The organism is Microvirga alba, from assembly GCF_015694465.1.
Classification (GTDB): Bacteria; Pseudomonadota; Alphaproteobacteria; order Rhizobiales; family Beijerinckiaceae; genus Microvirga; species Microvirga alba.
The window spans coordinates 75,956-92,392 of the sequence record NZ_JADQDO010000004.1; the positions used below are offsets into that span (position 1 = coordinate 75,956).

Sequence of the window (16,437 nt, forward strand, 5' to 3'; positions counted from 1 at the left end):
CGAAGACAGCCCTATGCAACTTCACCTTCAGAATATCACGAAGGAGTTCGGACACGTCGTCGCCCTCGACGACGTGTCTTTCTCCGCCTCGGCCCCCGAGTTCATCTGTCTTCTCGGCCCTTCCGGCTGCGGCAAGACCACCCTGCTCCGCCTGATTGCCGGTCTCTCGACGCCCGACAAGGGACAGCTTTTGCTCGGTGACGAGGACCTGACGCGCATTCCGGCGCGCCAGCGGGGCTTTGGCATCGTCTTTCAGGCCTACTCGCTGTTTCCCAACATGACCGTCGCCCAGAATATCGGCTACGGGCTCAAGATCCGCGGCAAACCTGCCGCCGAGATCAAGGAAAGGGTCGGCCAGCTTCTCGACTTGATCCGCCTGCCTCATCTGGCGGACCGCTATCCCTATCAGCTCTCCGGCGGACAACAGCAGCGCGTCGCACTTGCGCGAGCCGTCGCCGTCGATCCGAAGCTCCTCTTGTTGGACGAGCCGCTTTCCGCACTCGATGCGAAAGTGCGAAACGAGCTGCGCGCGGAAATCCGCGAGCTGCAGCAGCGGCTCGGCATTCTCACGATCATGGTCACGCACGATCAGGAAGAGGCCCTTCTTCTGGCCGACCGCGTGGTGTGCATGAAGGACGGCCGCATTGCGCAAGTCGGCACACCGAGCGAGCTTTACGCGACGCCGGCGAACCGTTTCGTCGCCGACTTCATGGGCGTCAGCAATCTCATGGAGCAAAGCGTCGTCCGGCAATGGGCAGGCCATCTTCTCAATGGCCATGCGCCTCCTGCCGATTACATCGCGTGCATCCGCCCGGAAGACATCGCCCTCCGCCCCGGTGCGACCGGCGCGCGGGTGAGGGAAGTCCACTTCCTCGGCAACCTCTCCCGCATCAGGCTCGAATGGCCTGGCGGGATGCTCGTCGCGGAAGAAGCGGGCAGAACCAGCCTTGTACCGGGTGCCGAAGTCGGCATCGAGATCGCGCCCCATCGCTGCGCCTGGGTGGCGCCGCAATGAGCGCGACCGCTGCGCCAGCACGGCGCGAATTCGACACGGATAAGCTGTTCCTCGGCTTCTGCCTCATCGTGCCGCTTGCGGCGCTGGCGATCTTCTTCGCCTATCCGCTGCTCACCGTCGTGATGCGCAGTCTCACCGAATCCGACGGTGGCATCGGACTAGGGAACTACGTTCGCATTCTCCACGCGCCGAGCTTCTGGCGCGCGACGTTCAACAGCCTGGTCATGTCACTCTCGACCACCGCAGCAGTGCTTATCTGCGGACTCGTCGTGGCCTACGCGGTGCATCGTTGCCGGGTTCCAGGGCGCGCGCTTCTCATCGGCGCGGTCTCGTTGCCATTGCTCGCACCGTCGCTGGTGCAAGGGCTTGGCCTCATCTTCCTGCTCGGCCGCAACGGCATCATCACCAAGACTACGGGCCTCGACATCAACATCTATGGCTTCTGGGGTCTTCTGATCGCCAACGGGCTCTACGCGCTTCCGCAGGCGGTGCTCATCATCGGCGCTGCTTTACGCGCCGCCGATGCGCGTATCTATGAGGCGGCAGAGATTCTCGGCACCTCGGGTTTCCGGAAGTTCATCGACATCACCGTACCGAACATCAAGTTCGGCCTGTTGAGTGCCGGCTTCATCGTCTTCACCGTCACGATCACCGATTTCGGCAATGCGGCGACGATCGGCGGCGACTACGCCATTCTGGCGACCGAGATCTACAATCAGGTCGTCGGCCAGATGAACTTCAACATGGGCGCCGTCGTCGGCATTTTGCTGCTGCTGCCAACCGTGCTGTCGTTCTATCTGGAGCGTGTCGCATCGCAGCGTCAGTTCGGATCGGTGAGCGACTCGGCCGTTCCGCTTGTTCCGGTCTTCACTCCGAAGCGGGACGTGCCGATGGCTTTCGCCGCGTGGCTCGTGGCGCTCCTGCCCATCGTCACAGTCGCCATCGTCGTGTTCGGCAGCTTTGTATGGCTCTGGCCTTATCGCTTCGATCTCACGCTCCGGCATTACGCGGTGAAGGTCGCAGGCGGCTACGATCCGCTCTGGACGACGGTTCAGATCTCGGTTGTGGCGGGCGTGATCGGTTCTTTCATGCTCTTCGCGCTCGGCTTCAGCCTGCAACGGTTGCCGCGTCACGTCGTGAAGCCGATCTACTTCATCTGCCTCCTGCCCGCAGCCGTGCCGGGGCTGGTGCTCGGCCTCGCCTATATCTTCGCCTTCAACGTTCCCAGCCTTCCGGTCTATGCGCTCTACGGCACGGCGACACTGCTCGCGATCTGCAACGTGACGCATTATTGGACGCAAGGGTTCCTGACGACGATGACGGGATTGCGGCAGGTGCCGCCGACGCTCGAGGAAACGGCATCGTGCCTGGGAGCGGGGCTGCCGCGTCTCGTGCGCGACGTCATCGTCCCGTCTATGGCGCCGACCCTGGTCTCCGTGTTCTTCTTCATGTTCATGCGCTCGATGGTGACGCTCTCGGCCGTCATCTTCCTCGTCACTGCGTCGGTCAGCGTGGCGTCGGTGTCGATCATGCGACTTGATGAGGCGGGCTTCACGTCGCAGGCAGCGGCTTACGCGACCTGCACCATGGGCATCGTGGTTGCTGCTTCCGCGCTCATGCGCGTGAGCCTGTGGGTTCTCAGTCGCAAGAAGTGAGCCGATCCGAAAAATAAAAAAGCCGAGGGGCGATGCCGCCCTCGGCTTTTTTCTTGGCCAGCGGAAAGCGAGATTATCGCGCCGCCTTCGCCTCGCGACGGCGCTCGTGGAGCACCCATTCGGTATAGCCATTCGGCTGCACGCGACCCTTGAAGATCAAGTCGGCAGCGGCCTTGAAGGCAGGACCGTCGAAACCCGGCGCCATCGGGCGATAAAGCGGATCGCTCGCATTCTGCCGATCCACCACTTCCGCCATCCGCCGAAGCGTCTTCGTCACCTGCTCCTCCGTCACGACGCCGTGGCGCAGCCAATTGGCGACGTGCTGGCTGGAAATGCGCAAGGTCGCGCGGTCTTCCATCAGGCCGACATCGTGAATGTCCGGCACCTTCGAGCAGCCGACGCCCTGATCGACCCAGCGCACCACGTAGCCCAGAATGCCCTGGCAGTTATTGTCGAGTTCCTGCTGCACCGCGTCCGGGGCCCAGTTGGATTGCGAGACCGGGATCGTAAGAATGTCGGAGAGCTTCGCGGGCGCACGCTTCGTCAACTCCACTTGCCGCGCCCACACATCGACCTGATGGTAGTGCAGCGCGTGCAGTGTCGCCGCCGTCGGCGATGGCACCCAGGCGGTGTTCGCGCCGGCCTGCGGATGGCCGATCTTCTGCGCCATCATGTCCGCCATCTTGTCGGGCGCGGCCCACATGCCCTTGCCGATCTGCGCCTTGCCGGGCAGGCCGCAGGCGAGGCCAACATCGACGTTGTTGTCCTCATAGGCCTTGATCCAGGCCGTCGACCTCATGTCGTTCTTGCGCACCATGGGTCCTGCTTCCATCGACGTGTGGATCTCGTCGCCCGTGCGGTCAAGGAAGCCTGTGTTGATGAACACGATCCGGTCCGCCGCCGCACGGATGCAGGCTTTCAGATTGATCGTGGTGCGCCGCTCCTCGTCCATGATGCCCATCTTGAGCGTGTTGCGCGGCAGGGAGAGCATGTCCTCGACGCGCGCGAACAAGTCGTTGGCGAAGGCGACCTCATCGGGTCCGTGCATCTTCGGTTTCACGATGTAAACGGAACCGGCGCGGCTGTTGCGCCGGTCGCCCCTGCCGCTCAAATCGTGCATCGCGATCAGCGATGTCACGGCGGCGTCGAGGATGGTTTCTGGGATTTCTTTCCCTTCCCCATCCAGCACCGCATCGGTGAACATGTGGTGGCCGACATTGCGCACAAGCATGAGGCTGCGCCCATGCAGACGCACGTCGCCGCCCTTCGCGCCGCGATAGACCCGATCCGGATTGAGGCGGCGCTCAATGATGCGGCCGCCTTTGTCGAACCGCTCCACGAGATCGCCCTTCATCAGGCCAAGCCAGGTGCGATAGACGAGAACCTTGTCCTCTGCATCGACAGCCGCGACGCTGTCCTCCAGGTCCATGATGGTCGAGATGGCAGATTCGATGACGACGTCGGCGACCCCCGCCGGATCGTCCGATCCGATCGGGCTCGCGCGGTCGATCTTGATTTCGAGATGCAAACCGTTGTGTCGCAGCAGAATGGCCGAAGGATTTGCTGCCTCGCCCTGATAGCCGACAAGCTGAGCCGGATCGGCAAGGCCGGTCTGGCTGCCGTCCTGAAGCTTGACCTTCAAGGCTCCGCCTTCGACCGCGTATCCGCCGACGTTCTTGTGGCTGCCTTGCGCCAGCGGGGCGGCCTGATCGAGAAAATCGCGCGCCTTAGCGACAACCAGCGCGCCGCGGAGCTTGTTGTAGCCGCCAGCGCGGGTCGCGCCGCCGTCTTCGGGAATCACATCGGTGCCATAGAGGGCGTCATAAAGGCTGCCCCAACGCGCATTGGCGGCGTTGAGGGCGTAGCGGGCATTCGAGACGGGCACAACGAGCTGCGGCCCAGCGATCCGGGCGATCTCGTCATCGACGTTTTGAGTCGCGACAGCGAAGGTCTCCGGCTCCGGGCTGATGTAGCCGATCTCTTTCAGGAAGCGCTCATACTCGCCGAGGTCGACAGGCTTTCCAGCGCGCGCGCGGTGATAGCCGTCGATTTTGCTCTGCAAATCGTCGCGCACGGCGAGCAGGTCCCGGTCGCGGGGCGCGAACTCCTTTACCAGGGCGGCAAGCCCGTTCCAGAAAGTCTCAGCCGAGATCCCGGTGTCTTTCAGGGCTTCCTGTTGAATGAAATCATGGAGAACCGGCGCGATCTGGAGGCCGCTCGTCTGGACGCGTGTCATCGTTTCCGCTTTCGTGGATTCTGATCCTGGACGCTACTTTAATGCCACAACGCAAAAAAAGAAGATGAACGCCCTTCGTTCATGCGTCGAAAGTGTGCGTGATTCGTCTGGCGGCGGTGAGAATTGCCGGTGGTGGCTTGGGAGGCAAGAGTCACTTGAGAGACAAGACTCATACGCCAGGGGCGGAAGACCCGACGGCTACACCCAAGGCGTTCTGGCGCGACAGAACATCGAGGATCATCGATGCCGCGCGGTCCGTGCTCTCTTCGGGCGTAAGCCCAGCGGTATCGAGAACGAGATTGCTGAATGCGCGGGCATGGTATCCCTCCCGATACATCTCAAAAATCCGTTCCCTCTCCTCTTGAGAAAGAATCCGCTCGCCTCGATTCGCCAAGGCAACCTCGGCAGGCGGAGCCAATGTCAGAACCAGATAGTGAGCGCCTCGATCGTCGGCCGCCGCTCTCAGTTGTTCATAGCTCAGCTGGTCGAGCGGATAGGCGACGACGAGATATGTCGCGTCGGTGCCCGTAATAAAAGCCTTTATCCGCTGTAGTGCAGCGGAAATGCGGATCAAAAGAGGGGCGTCTTCCGGAGCGTCGTGATCATCGCCATCGATGAAGACGGCATCGGGGAGAAGCCGAGACAGGGCATAGCCGACAGTAGACTTGCCGCTATTGATCGGACCGTTGATATGGATGACCGTCAACATGGGAATATCCCTCTGCCGCTATCTGGTCGCCATCAAACATTGAAGATCTTCTGGCGCATGGACGGCCCATTGCGAATTACGCCATCTCGCGCAACAAAAAAGCCGCCTGAGCGGCGGCTGTTTTTGCAAAGTCAATTTTCGAAGAAAAAATTTGGTGGAGCCAGGCGGAATCGAACCGCCGACCTCTTGAATGCCATTCAAGCGCTCTCCCAACTGAGCTATGGCCCCACTCTGGTCCGCGGTGTTTGGGGCACCGCGGAAAGGGTCGCCGCCGAAGCAGCGGCGTCTCTATAGTCGGGTCTGACGTGAGGTTCAAGCCTCTTCGTCGTCTTCGATGTCACTATCGATCAAATCCGACACGTCATCGTCACCTTCCTCTTCATCTTCAAGGAAAGTGTCGTCTTCGCCGACGTCCTCGACGACGTCGATATCGTCGTCCGAGGGCAGATCCTTATCGGCTTCTTCAGCCTCGACCTCGTCGAGCGAGACCAGTTCCGGGCCCGCTGATTCGAGCTCGGTCTCATCTTCATCGGCGACGGCGCGCGCTGCCACGGGAGCCGCGACGCGGCTCATCGCGACCGCCTGGAAGACGGTGCCGCATTTCGGGCAGGTCGCGGGATCCTTGTTGAGGTCGTAGAATTTTGCGCCGCAGCTCATGCACTGGCGCTTCAAGCCGAGTTCCGGTTTGGCCACGGTGATTGCCCTACAAAATGGGTGGTTGGGAACGCTCCGTTAGTCGTTGGGGGCGTCCCTTGTCAAATGGGAAATTGCGGGAGCCTCCCGGACTTGCGCGAGCTTCGGGATGACGGCACCGAAGCCCCGTGTTAGGAGCCGCCTCTTGAGAAGGCGGAGGGAAGGTACAATGTCGCACGCGCATGGCTTGGCATCACCGGTCACGAGCAGGCCAGGAACGGCCCTGAAAGGACGTTTGCGCGTCCCGGGCGACAAGTCAATTTCGCACCGCTCGATGATCTTTGGCCTGCTCTCGATTGGCGAGACGCGCGTGGAGGGGCTTCTTGAGGGCGACGACGTGTTGCGCACCGCAGAGGCCTGCCGGGCCCTCGGGGCCACGATTACCCGCGAGGGACCGGGCCGCTGGCGGATTGTCGGCGTCGGCATCGGCGGGTTGACCGAGCCGTCGGACGCCCTCGATTTCGGCAACGCGGGCACCGGCTCGCGGCTGATGATGGGCGTCGCCGGCAGCCATCCCATCACGACGACCTTCGACGGCGACGCTTCGCTCCGCAAGCGCCCCATGCGCCGCATCCTCGATCCGCTGGTCAAGATGGGTGTCACCGTCGTCAGCGAGGCGGAAGGCGGACGGGTTCCACTGACCCTGCGCGGCCCGCGCGAGACGATCCCGATCACCTATGAGACCCCGGCGGCCTCCGCCCAGATCAAATCGGCCATTCTGCTTGCCGGTCTGAACTCTCCCGGTCTGACAACCGTGATCGAGCGCGAGGCTACCCGCGACCATACAGAGCGGATGCTTCGCCATTTTGGCGCAAAGGTAGAGGTGAAGCCGCACGGAGAGGATGGCCGCGCCATCACTCTTCAAGGCCAGCCCGAGCTTCGCGGTTCGACCGTCGTCGTGCCGACTGACCCCTCCTCCGCCGCCTTCCCGCTGGTGGCGGCGCTGATCACGCCCGGTTCCGACATCATTCTCGAAGGCGTGATGATGAACCCGCTGCGCACGGGCCTGATTACGACGCTTCTGGAAATGGGCGCTTCCATTGAACGGCTGAACGAGCGCGATGAGGGCGGCGAGACCGTGGCCGACCTGCGCGTCCGGTCGAGCCGGCTCACCGGCGTGACGGTTCCGGCCGCCCGCGCCCCGGCCATGATCGACGAGTACCCGATCCTCGCGGTCGCGGCGTCCTTTGCCGAAGGGGTGACCCGGATGCAGGGGCTCCACGAACTCCGCGTCAAGGAATCGGATCGTCTCGCCGCCGTCGCGGCCGGTCTGGCCGAAGCCGGCGTGCAATATGAAATCGAGGGCGACGACCTGATCGTCCACGGCTCGAATGGAAAAGTCCGGGGCGGCGGCAAGCCGGTCGCGACGCATCTCGACCACCGCATCGCCATGGCTTTCCTGGTGATGGGCCTGGCAACCCAAGAGCCGATGACGGTCGATGACGGGGCGATGATCGCCACGAGCTTCCCGACCTTCATTCCGCTTATGCGGGAACTTGGTGCGACGATCCAGGACTGAGGAGCCCCGCATGATCATCGCGATCGACGGTCCCGCCGCATCGGGCAAGGGAACTCTCGGCAAGCGCCTTTCCGAGCATTTCGGCTTCGCGCATCTCGATACGGGACTTCTGTACCGGGCGGTCGCGCGGGTGATGCTGGACCGTGGCTCGCTCCTGACCGACCGAGAGGCCGCGGCCCTCGTGGCGCAGAATCTCGACGTCACCCATCTCGACGATCCCCGCCTGCGCGGCGCGGAAATGGGCGAAGCGGCCTCGATGATCTCCGCTTATCAACCGGTCCGGGATGCGCTTCTGGCCTTCCAGCGCCAGTTCGGTAGCCAGGAACCGGGGGCCGTGCTCGACGGGCGGGATATCGGCACCGTGGTGTGCCCCCAAGCGGAAGTGAAGCTATTTATCACGGCGACCCCCGAAGAACGGGCGAGGCGCCGCCACCTGGAGCTTCTGAAGCGAGGCGAGCAAGCCGCTTACGAGACGATCCTCGACGATATTCGCCGCCGGGACGAGCGCGACATGAGCCGCTCCACTGCGCCGCTGAAGGCGGCCGAGGACGCCATGACCCTCGATACGACCCATCTCGATGCCGACGCCGCCTTCCGCGCTGCGTTGGAACTCGTGGAAACCCAGCGCGCCTGAAATCTTGACCTTGCGTCATATTGAGAAGCTGGCACACTCTCCAGAACCAGTCCGGCTCCCCGAGAGGAGACAACGATGGTTCGTGACGGCTTTGCCCGTGCCGCCGCAGGGCTTGCCCTGGTCTTCGCCCTTCTGACCCATCCTGGTCTCGCGCGGGCGCAGACGGAGGTCGATCTCGCCCTCGTGCTGGCTGTCGATATTTCCTTCTCCATGGATACGGAAGAGCAGGCCCTTCAGCGGGAGGGGTTTGCCCAAGCCTTCCGGTCGAAGCAAGTCCATGACGCGATCCGTGGCGGGATGCTGGGCAAGATCGCGGTTACCTATGTGGAATGGGCTGGCTCGTCGGATCAGAAGGTCATCGTCCCCTGGACCATCCTCGACAACTCTGAAAGCCTCATGGCGTTCGCCGAAAGGATCGCCTCGACTCCGCTGCGGCGGGCGCAGCGGACCTCTATTTCCGGCGCTCTTGATTTTGGGGTGAAACTGTTCGCGGAAAGCAACGTCACGCCGACGCGCCGCGTCATCGACGTGTCCGGCGATGGGCCCAACAATCAGGGCCGCATCGTGACCGAGGCCAGGAAAGAAGCCGTCGCTAAGGGCATCACCGTGAACGGCCTGCCTATCATGATGCGCAGGCCCGGCTACCTCGACATCCAGGACCTTGATCTTTATTACAAGGATTGCGTCATTGGAGGCCAAGGGGCGTTCATGGTTCCCGTTCGCGAGCGCGACCAGTTCGTCCAGGCGATCAAGACCAAGGTGCTTCTCGAGGTCGCCAATCTCACGCCCCCTCGAACGCTGATTCATCGAACTCAAAATACACCGACCGCCAATTGTCTCGCCGGGGAGATGCAATGGCGCGATCGGGGAAACAATTGACTTAAAGACCGATCATGGAAAAATTGACATTGGCGCTCGTCGCGCACGACGCCAAGAAGGACGACATGGCCCATTTCGCGGCCACGCACGAAGCTATCCTTCGCCCTTTCACCCTCTTTGCCACAGGCACGACCGGCGGGCGGATCATGGAGCGTTGTCCGACGCTCTCCATCACACGGCTGAAGAGCGGACCCTTGGGCGGCGACCAGCAGATCGGCGCGATGATCGCGGAGGGCAAGATCGACGCCCTGTTTTTCTTCGTCGACCCCCTGTCGCCTCACCCGCACGACGTGGACGTGAAGGCGCTGATGCGCCTCGCACTGGTCTACAACATCCCCATGGCTCTCAACCTTGCTACAGCGGAGCGGTTGATCGCGAGCTTCAAGGACTAGCGACGTCCCCGATACCGTTTGGACGGACCTCCATCCCTCATCCTGAGGAGCCATTCCGTGAGGAATGGAGTCGCGAAGGAGGCGCGCACTGAAACACCCTTCGAGACGCCGCTTCGCGGCTCCTCAGGGTGAGACTTCGAAAAACTGCTTTTAGGCGTGAGGAGTGAGTTCCTTAGGAACTCTCAAGTCCCGCGCGGCTTGGCGCGCCGCGTCGGCGGCGCGGTTAGCGGGTCTTCCGGCCAGGGATGTTTGGGGTATTGCCCGCGCATGTCCGCCCTGACCGCCGCCCATGATCCGCGCCAAAACCCCGGCAGGTCGCGGGTGATCTGAATCGGGCGCTGGGCCGGCGACAAAAGGTGCAAAATCAAGGGCACGCGCCCGGCGGCAATGGTCGGATGCTTGTCGAGGCCGAACAGCTCCTGCACACGGACCGCGAGGACCGGCCCCTCCTCCGCTCCATAATCGACCGGGATCTGCGAGCCGGTCGGCACCTCGATATGGGTCGGCGCTTCCGCATCGAGCCGCCGCTGGAGGTTCCAGGGCAGAAGGCTTCGCAGAGCCTCGCTCAGGAGGTCGGCCCCGATCTCATTCAAGCTCGTCTTGCCGACGAGGTGCGGTGCAAGCCATTCCTCCGCCGTCGCGACGAGCGCCTCATCGGACAGATCCGGCCATTCATCGCCTTCGGCCTTGCGGAGGAACATCACCCGCTCGCGCCATTGCGCCAACGCCTTCGAGAACGGCAACGCATCGATGCCGAGCGACATGAGCCCGGCAGCAAGCGCGCGAGCGGCCTCTTCCGTCATAGGCACCGGCAGCGGGCGTTCGTTGAGGGACAGAGCCCCGTAACGACGCACGCCACGGGCGCGAAGCGCGCGCGCCTGCCGATCGAACGTGACCTCTTCCCGCTGCTCGATCTTGTCGCCGACGAAGGCCTCGATTTCCTCCGGAGCAATCGGAACGGCAGCGAGAATGCGCGCGGAGGCCGCGCCTCCCGAGATCTCTGCAACGGCGAGATACGGCTCCTTCGCGAGCCGGTCATGCGCTTCAAGAACAGCGCCCCGCCCGTTGGCCATGAGGTATTCACCCGGCTTGCCCCGCGCTTTGGCGAGGCGGTCGGGATAGGCAAGCGTCAGGAGTGCGCCGATGGAATGCGGCTCGCCCTTAGGCGACGAGGCGCTTGCCTTCGCCCACCCCTCCGCCATGCGGCGCATGTCCTCGGCGCGCTTGGAGCGGTCGCGACGGAAGCGTTCGACGCGCTCGGACAGATCCACCACATCCCCGCCGAGGCCGCGCTCGACGAGGACGGCGGCAAGGTCCGCCGCATCGCGCGCTTGCCCGCTCTCGCCCGCGATCAGCACCATGCGGCCGAGGCGCGGCGGCAAGGGGAGATTACGCAGGCGTCGGCCCGTCTCCGTGATCCGTCCGTCATCGTCGACTGCCAGCAACTGCTGCAACAGCGCCCTCGCCTCTTTCACGGCGGGTTTCGGCGGCGGATCGAGGAAGGCGAGATTCGCCGGATCGGTGACGCCCCAGGCGGCGCAATCGAGCAGGAGCGGCGCCAGATCAGCCGACAGGATTTCCGGGCGGGAGAAGGCTTCAAGTGCCCCCGTCGCCGCCTCTTCCCACAAACGGTAACTGACGCCCGGCTCCGTTCGTCCGGCGCGGCCCCGGCGTTGATCGGCGGCGGCCCGGGAGACCCGCACGGTTTCAAGCCGGGTCAGGCCGATATTCGGCTCGAAGACTGGAACACGAGCGAGGCCTGAATCGATGACGACGCGCACGCCCTCGATAGTCAGGGAGGTTTCGGCAATCGAGGTGGCAAGCACCACCTTGCGCCGTCCGGGCTTTGCGGGACTGACGGCGAGATCCTGCTCGCCCCGCTCCAGTGCGCCGTAAAGCGGCGCGATGTCGATGGTGGGATCGGTCACGCGCTCGCGCAGAAATGTTTCGACCCGGCGGATTTCGCCCTGCCCCGGCAGAAAGACGAGGATCGAGCCGGTCTCCGCCCGCAGCGCGCGGATGACAGCATCCGCGACCTGTTCGTCGATGCGCCGGTTGGGATCGCGCCCGAGATAGCGCGTCTCGACCGGATAGGCGCGGCCCTCCGATTCGATGACGGGAGCGCTGCCAAGAAGCTTCGCTACCCGCGCGCCGTCGAGCGTCGCCGACATGACGAGGAGCCGAAGGTCCTCGCGAAGGCCGCCTTGCGCATCGAGGGCGAGCGCGAGGCCGAGATCGGCATCGAGCGAGCGTTCGTGAAACTCGTCGAAGAGGACAGCGGCAACGCCTTCAAGCGACGGATCGTCGAGGATCATGCGGGCGAACACGCCCTCGGTGACCACCTCGATCCGCGTCTTGCGGCTGATCTTGGATCCCAGGCGCACCCGGAGGCCCACGGTTTCGCCGACGGCCTCGCCCAAGGTCCGCGCCATGCGGTCCGCCGCCGCGCGGGCGGCAAGGCGGCGGGGTTCGAGCAGGATCAGCTTCTTGCCCTGCACCCACGGCTCGTCGAGCAGCACGAGAGGGACGCGCGTGGTCTTACCTGCACCGGGCGGCGCGACAAGCACGGCATTGGCGCGCGCGCGCAGGCTCTCCGTCAGATCGGCAAGGACGGCATCGATCGGCAGAGAGGTGTCAAAGACGCGCATGCCGCCTGATGGCTCATACGACGCTCGAGGGCAAGCCACCGCTTCGATGTCGCTTGAGAATTGAACCGGCCTCACCTCTCTCCCGTCATTCCGGGCGCCGGAGGCGCGCCCGGAACCTATAAGCGTTGACGGATCCGAAAAAGAAACTCAGATCGCGGACACTCTTGATAGGTCGGCGGCTATGGGTTCCGGGCTCCGCTCACGCGGCCCCGGAGTGACGGAGCGATCATGGCCGCCGAAGGGCTTCTTAAACCGCAAACCCGTGCTGCCGGAGTTCCGCCGCCAGATCCACCGGCTCGATGAAATGGATCGCGTGCATGCCGACCGCTTTCGCGCCTTCCACATTGGCCTTCGAGTCGTCGATGAAGATGCAGTCCCCAGCCTCGAGCCCATAGCGGCTGAGCAGCAGCTGGTAGATCGCCGGCTCGGGCTTGAGCAGGCGCTCGTCGCCGGAAACGATGATGCCGTCGAAGCCTTCCAGGAACGGATAGCGCTTCTTCGACAGGTCGAGCTTCGGAGCGGAGAAATTCGTGATGCAGTAATTCGGCACGCCGGCTTCGCGCAGGCGGCCAAGCACGGCGACATTCTCCTCGAATACGCCCGACACCGTCTCTTCCCAACGGTCATGAAAGGCGCGGATCGACGTCTCGTGGTCAGGAAAATCCTTCACGAGAAGGGCGACAGCCTCCTCCCAATCGCGGCCGCGATCCTGTTCGAGGTTCCACTGGTTGGTGCAAACCGTGGACAGGAACCACTCCATCTCCGCCTCGTCGTTAAAGACCTTGCGATAGAGATTGCGCGGGTCCCAGCGCAGCAGGACATTACCGATATCGAACACGACGGTGGTGGGCTTCTGAGCAGTCACGTTTTCCCTCATTCGTTATGAGCAGAAAGAGGGTCTAGCGTTTTTGAGGCGGCTAATCTACCGCAAGCTCCCAATGTCATGGGAAGGCCCGATGGAACAGGTCACGCTTCTGCAATACGTCCTGGTCGCGGTTTGTGCCCTGTCGGCGGGAACGCTCGGCGGTATCGCGGGCTACGGCACGGGGCTCCTCATGCCCCTGGTTCTCACGCCCATCGTCGGCGCCGAGGTGGTCGTGCCGATCATCGGCGTCTCGTCAATTCTGACCAATGCCAGCCGCGTCGCTGCCTTTCGCAAGGAGATCGACTATCGCCGCGCATGGCTCATCGGGGCGTTGGCCCTGCCGACCTGCATGCTGGGGGCCTACGGCTACACATTCCTGTCCGGCAAGGGCGCAGCCTTGGTCATCGGAACCTTTCTCATTCTCATGGTTCCGATCCGGTTGATTCTGAAACGCCTGCGGACCCGCCTTGCAGGGAGCGGCCTGGCGGCGGCGGGAGCCGGTTACGGGCTCCTTGTCGGAGGCACCGCCGGTTCCGGGGTCGTGCTTCTCTCGATTCTGATGGCGGCCGGCTTGAACGGCCGCGCCGTCGTCGCGACCGACGCCATCATCTCCCTCGGTCTCGGCGTTGCGAAGACCGGCGCGTTCCATGCTTTTGGCGCTTTGCCACCTTCAGCGTGGATCATGGCGCTGATCGTGGGGCTCTCGGCCACGCCCGGCGCGTTCATCGCCAAGCGCCTGACGCAGGCTCTGCCGATTCACATCCACAACGCCATTCTCGACGCCGCCATCATCTGCGGCGGCGTCATCCTGATCACCCACGGAATGCGCTAATCAGCCCCCGATATTGTAGGCTGCCAGCGCCGCCATGTTGACGATGTCCGCATCCGTCGCGCCGAGCGAGACGATCTGAACCGGCCGGTCGAGGCCGACGACGAGCGGTCCCAGCACCATCGCACCGCCGAGTTCCTGCAGCATCTTCGTCGAGATCGAGGCTGAGTGGAACGCGGGCATGACGAGCACATTCGCGGGTCCCTTCAGCCGGCTGAACGGATATTGCGCCATCAGGTCCCGGTTGAGAGCCACATCCGCCGACATTTCCCCGTCGTATTCGAAATCGAGGCGCATTCCGTCGAGAATCTGGACCGCTTCCTGGATCTTCTCGGCCCGCTCCGCGCGCGGATGACCAAAGGTCGAGAAGGATAAAAGCGCCACACGCGGTTCATAGCCGAGGCGGCGCGCGACGCCCGCGGATTCGATGGCGATTTCCGCCAGTTCCTGCGCGGTCGGCATCTCGTGAATCGCCGTGTCGGCCACGAGAACCGTATGGCCGCGTGCGAGGCAGAGGGAGACGCCGATCACACGGTGACCGGGCTTGGCGTCGATCACGCGCCGGATATCGGAGAGCGCGGTCGAGTAGTTGCGGGTGGCCCCTGTCACCATGGCGTCCGCATCGCCGAGCGCCACCATGGAGGCCGCGAAATGATTGCGGTCCTGGTTGATCAGGCGCTGGCAGTCGCGGAACAGGAACCCCTTGCGCTGCAGCCGCTCATAGAGGAACTGCGCATAGGTGCTGTTGCGGTGGGACAGGCGCGCATTGTGAATCTCGATGCCGTCGCGGCCTTCGAGATCGATGCCCGCATGGGCGGCGGTCTCAAAGACCCGGTCTTCGCGTCCAACCAGGATTGCCTTGCCCAGCCCCTGATTGACGAAAGAGATCGCGGCGCGGATCACTCGCTCCTCTTCGCCCTCCGCGAACACGACCCGCTTCGGGAACTTGCGCACGCGCTCGAAAATGCGGTTCAGGGTTCCGGCGACCGGATCGCGGCGCGCCGAAAGCTGTGCCTTGTAGGCCCGCATGTCGACGATCGGGCGGCGAGCGACGCCCGTATCCATGGCGGCCTGCGCCACAGCCTGCGGGATCGTGTGGATCAAACGCGGATCGAACGGCACGGGGATGATGTATTCGCGCCCGAAGCGCGGACGGGTCCCCTGATAGGCGGCAGCGACCTCGTCCGGCACATCCTCGCGGGCGAGCTCGGCAAGTGCCTGGGCGGCTGCGATCTTCATTTCCATGTTGATCGTCGTCGCCTGCACGTCGAGCGCGCCGCGGAAGATGTAAGGAAAGCCTAAGACGTTGTTGACCTGGTTTGGATAATCGGACCGGCCTGTCGCGATGATGACGTCATCGCGGATCTGGGCAACCTCCTCCGGTGTGATTTCCGGGTCCGGATTGGCCATGGCGAAGATGATTGGGTTGGGCGCCATCGAACGGATCATGTCATCCGTGAAAGCGCCCTTCGCGGACAATCCAAAAACCGCATCGGCCCCCTTGAAGGCGTCAGCCAAAGTGCGGGCCGTCGTCTCGGCGGCGTGCGCCGATTTCCACTGGTTCATGCCCTCGGTGCGCCCGCGATAGACCACGCCCTTGGTATCGCAGAGGATCACGTTGTCGGGGGCAAAACCCATCGCCTTGAGCAACTCGGTGCAGGCGATGCCGGCGGCACCCGCCCCGTTCACCACGAGCTTCGTCTTCGCCATGTCGCGGCCAGTCAGATGCAGCGCGTTGATGAGCCCCGCCGCCGCAATGATGGCCGTGCCGTGCTGATCGTCATGGAAGACGGGAATGTCCATCAACTCCCGCAGACGCTCTTCGATGATGAAGCATTCCGGGGCCTTGATGTCCTCCAGATTGATGCCGCCGAAGGAGGGGCCGAGATAGCGCACGCAGTTGATGAAAGCGTCGGGATCTTCCGTATCGACCTCGAGATCGATCGAATCCACATCCGCGAAACGCTTGAAGAGCACGGACTTGCCCTCCATCACCGGCTTGGAGGCCAGCGCGCCGAGATTACCCAGGCCGAGAATGGCCGTGCCGTTCGAGATCACCGCCACCATGTTCGCGCGGGTGGTGTAGTCGAAGGCGAGCGACGGGTTTTCCGCAATCGCCTTCACAGGCACCGCAACGCCCGGCGAATAGGCCAGCGACAAGTCCCGCTGGGTCGCCATGGGCTTGGTGGGGACCACTTCCAATTTGCCGGGACGGCCCTGTGCATGGAATTGCAGCGCCTCCTGGTCGGTGAAGGTCGGACGGCTGCGGCGTGTCGGAGGCTGATCGGTCATGAAACTCGTCTGGCGTTATGGAGGAGCGTTTCCCAAGGGGCTGCGACCTTAAGACATGGAGACCGCTTCCC

The 16,437-nt window shown here is 63.6% G+C and carries 13 protein-coding genes and 1 tRNA gene; 7 read left to right on the top strand and 7 right to left on the bottom strand.

Translation table 11 applies throughout. From position 1 onward, the window contains the following. Positions 1 to 13 precede the first annotated feature (13 nt). Together I2H38_RS10180 and I2H38_RS10185 are read left to right on the top strand one after the other, a co-directional pair. Positions 14 to 1,015, top strand: a complete 1,002-nt coding sequence (locus tag I2H38_RS10180; protein WP_196271744.1) for an ABC transporter ATP-binding protein — start codon at positions 14 to 16, stop codon at positions 1,013 to 1,015. Next, positions 1,012 to 2,670, top strand: coding sequence for an ABC transporter permease subunit (locus tag I2H38_RS10185; RefSeq protein WP_196271745.1), 1,659 nt, complete (start codon positions 1,012 to 1,014; stop codon positions 2,668 to 2,670). Before I2H38_RS10180 ends, I2H38_RS10185 begins: the two co-directional genes overlap by 4 nt. Before the next feature lie 73 nt (positions 2,671 to 2,743). On the opposite strand, the gene I2H38_RS10190 is transcribed toward I2H38_RS10185, so the two are convergent. The 4 genes from I2H38_RS10190 to I2H38_RS10205 form a co-directional block, all read right to left on the bottom strand. Then, positions 2,744 to 4,906, bottom strand: coding sequence for a malate synthase G (locus I2H38_RS10190; RefSeq protein WP_196271746.1), 2,163 nt, complete (start codon positions 4,904 to 4,906; stop codon positions 2,744 to 2,746). Positions 4,907 to 5,075: 169 nt separating this feature from the next. Further along, the gene (locus I2H38_RS10195; protein ID WP_196271747.1) at positions 5,076 to 5,615 is read right to left on the bottom strand and encodes a shikimate kinase; all 540 of its coding nucleotides are present in this window, start codon (positions 5,613 to 5,615) and stop codon (positions 5,076 to 5,078) included. A gap of 152 nt (positions 5,616 to 5,767) precedes the next feature. Further along, positions 5,768 to 5,843, bottom strand: a tRNA-Ala gene (locus tag I2H38_RS10200). Between the two features lie 84 nt (positions 5,844 to 5,927). Then, on the bottom strand, positions 5,928 to 6,308 hold the full coding sequence (locus tag I2H38_RS10205) for a TIGR02300 family protein (RefSeq protein WP_196271748.1): 381 nt from the start codon (positions 6,306 to 6,308) through the stop codon (positions 5,928 to 5,930). A 169-nt stretch (positions 6,309 to 6,477) separates the two neighbouring features. On the opposite strand from I2H38_RS10205, the gene aroA reads away from it, so the two are divergent. From aroA to I2H38_RS10225, 4 genes are all read left to right on the top strand, one after another. Next, entirely contained in the window at positions 6,478 to 7,827 is a 1,350-nt protein-coding gene (gene aroA / locus I2H38_RS10210) for a 3-phosphoshikimate 1-carboxyvinyltransferase (protein WP_196271749.1), read from the top strand. A gap of 10 nt (positions 7,828 to 7,837) precedes the next feature. Then, on the top strand, positions 7,838 to 8,461 hold the full coding sequence (cmk, locus tag I2H38_RS10215) for a (d)CMP kinase (RefSeq protein ID WP_196271750.1): 624 nt from the start codon (positions 7,838 to 7,840) through the stop codon (positions 8,459 to 8,461). A gap of 75 nt (positions 8,462 to 8,536) precedes the next feature. Continuing rightward, positions 8,537 to 9,340, top strand: a complete 804-nt coding sequence (locus I2H38_RS10220) for a DUF1194 domain-containing protein (protein WP_196271751.1) — start codon at positions 8,537 to 8,539, stop codon at positions 9,338 to 9,340. 14 nt (positions 9,341 to 9,354) lie between these two features. Next, positions 9,355 to 9,732: a methylglyoxal synthase gene (locus I2H38_RS10225; RefSeq protein ID WP_196271752.1), complete on the top strand. Its 378-nt coding sequence runs from the start codon at positions 9,355 to 9,357 to the stop codon at positions 9,730 to 9,732. A 182-nt stretch (positions 9,733 to 9,914) separates the two neighbouring features. Here the strand turns inward: I2H38_RS10225 and hrpB are convergent, their stop codons facing one another. Both hrpB and I2H38_RS10235 read right to left on the bottom strand, forming a co-directional pair. Beyond that, entirely contained in the window at positions 9,915 to 12,380 is a 2,466-nt protein-coding gene (gene hrpB, locus I2H38_RS10230; protein WP_196271753.1) for an ATP-dependent helicase HrpB, read from the bottom strand. Positions 12,381 to 12,627: 247 nt separating this feature from the next. Beyond that, positions 12,628 to 13,245 carry an HAD family hydrolase gene (locus I2H38_RS10235; protein ID WP_324617376.1) on the bottom strand — a complete coding sequence of 206 codons (618 nt, stop codon included), beginning with the start codon at positions 13,243 to 13,245 and terminating at the stop codon, positions 12,628 to 12,630. 91 nt (positions 13,246 to 13,336) lie between these two features. Between I2H38_RS10235 and I2H38_RS10240 the strand changes: the two genes are divergently transcribed. After that, positions 13,337 to 14,077, top strand: coding sequence for a sulfite exporter TauE/SafE family protein (locus I2H38_RS10240; protein WP_229426647.1), 741 nt, complete (start codon positions 13,337 to 13,339; stop codon positions 14,075 to 14,077). Here I2H38_RS10240 and I2H38_RS10245 read toward each other — a convergent pair whose 3' ends face one another. Then, positions 14,078 to 16,366 carry an NADP-dependent malic enzyme gene (locus I2H38_RS10245; protein ID WP_196271756.1) on the bottom strand — a complete coding sequence of 763 codons (2,289 nt, stop codon included), beginning with the start codon at positions 16,364 to 16,366 and terminating at the stop codon, positions 14,078 to 14,080. Between the last annotated feature and the right edge of the window lie 71 nt (positions 16,367 to 16,437).

Coding starts and splice junctions, on each gene's coding strand:
- I2H38_RS10245 (WP_196271756.1), bottom strand. CDS start 16,366: ATGACCGATCAGCCTCCGACACGCCGCAGCCGTCCGACCTTCACCGAC.
- I2H38_RS10220 (WP_196271751.1), top strand. CDS start 8,537: ATGGTTCGTGACGGCTTTGCCCGTGCCGCCGCAGGGCTTGCCCTGGTC.
- I2H38_RS10225 (WP_196271752.1), top strand. CDS start 9,355: ATGGAAAAATTGACATTGGCGCTCGTCGCGCACGACGCCAAGAAGGAC.
- I2H38_RS10185 (WP_196271745.1), top strand. CDS start 1,012: ATGAGCGCGACCGCTGCGCCAGCACGGCGCGAATTCGACACGGATAAG.
- I2H38_RS10240 (WP_229426647.1), top strand. CDS start 13,337: ATGGAACAGGTCACGCTTCTGCAATACGTCCTGGTCGCGGTTTGTGCC.
- I2H38_RS10190 (WP_196271746.1), bottom strand. CDS start 4,906: ATGACACGCGTCCAGACGAGCGGCCTCCAGATCGCGCCGGTTCTCCAT.
- I2H38_RS10180 (WP_196271744.1), top strand. CDS start 14: ATGCAACTTCACCTTCAGAATATCACGAAGGAGTTCGGACACGTCGTC.
- cmk (WP_196271750.1), top strand. CDS start 7,838: ATGATCATCGCGATCGACGGTCCCGCCGCATCGGGCAAGGGAACTCTC.
- hrpB (WP_196271753.1), bottom strand. CDS start 12,380: ATGCGCGTCTTTGACACCTCTCTGCCGATCGATGCCGTCCTTGCCGAT.
- I2H38_RS10195 (WP_196271747.1), bottom strand. CDS start 5,615: ATGTTGACGGTCATCCATATCAACGGTCCGATCAATAGCGGCAAGTCT.
- aroA (WP_196271749.1), top strand. CDS start 6,478: ATGTCGCACGCGCATGGCTTGGCATCACCGGTCACGAGCAGGCCAGGA.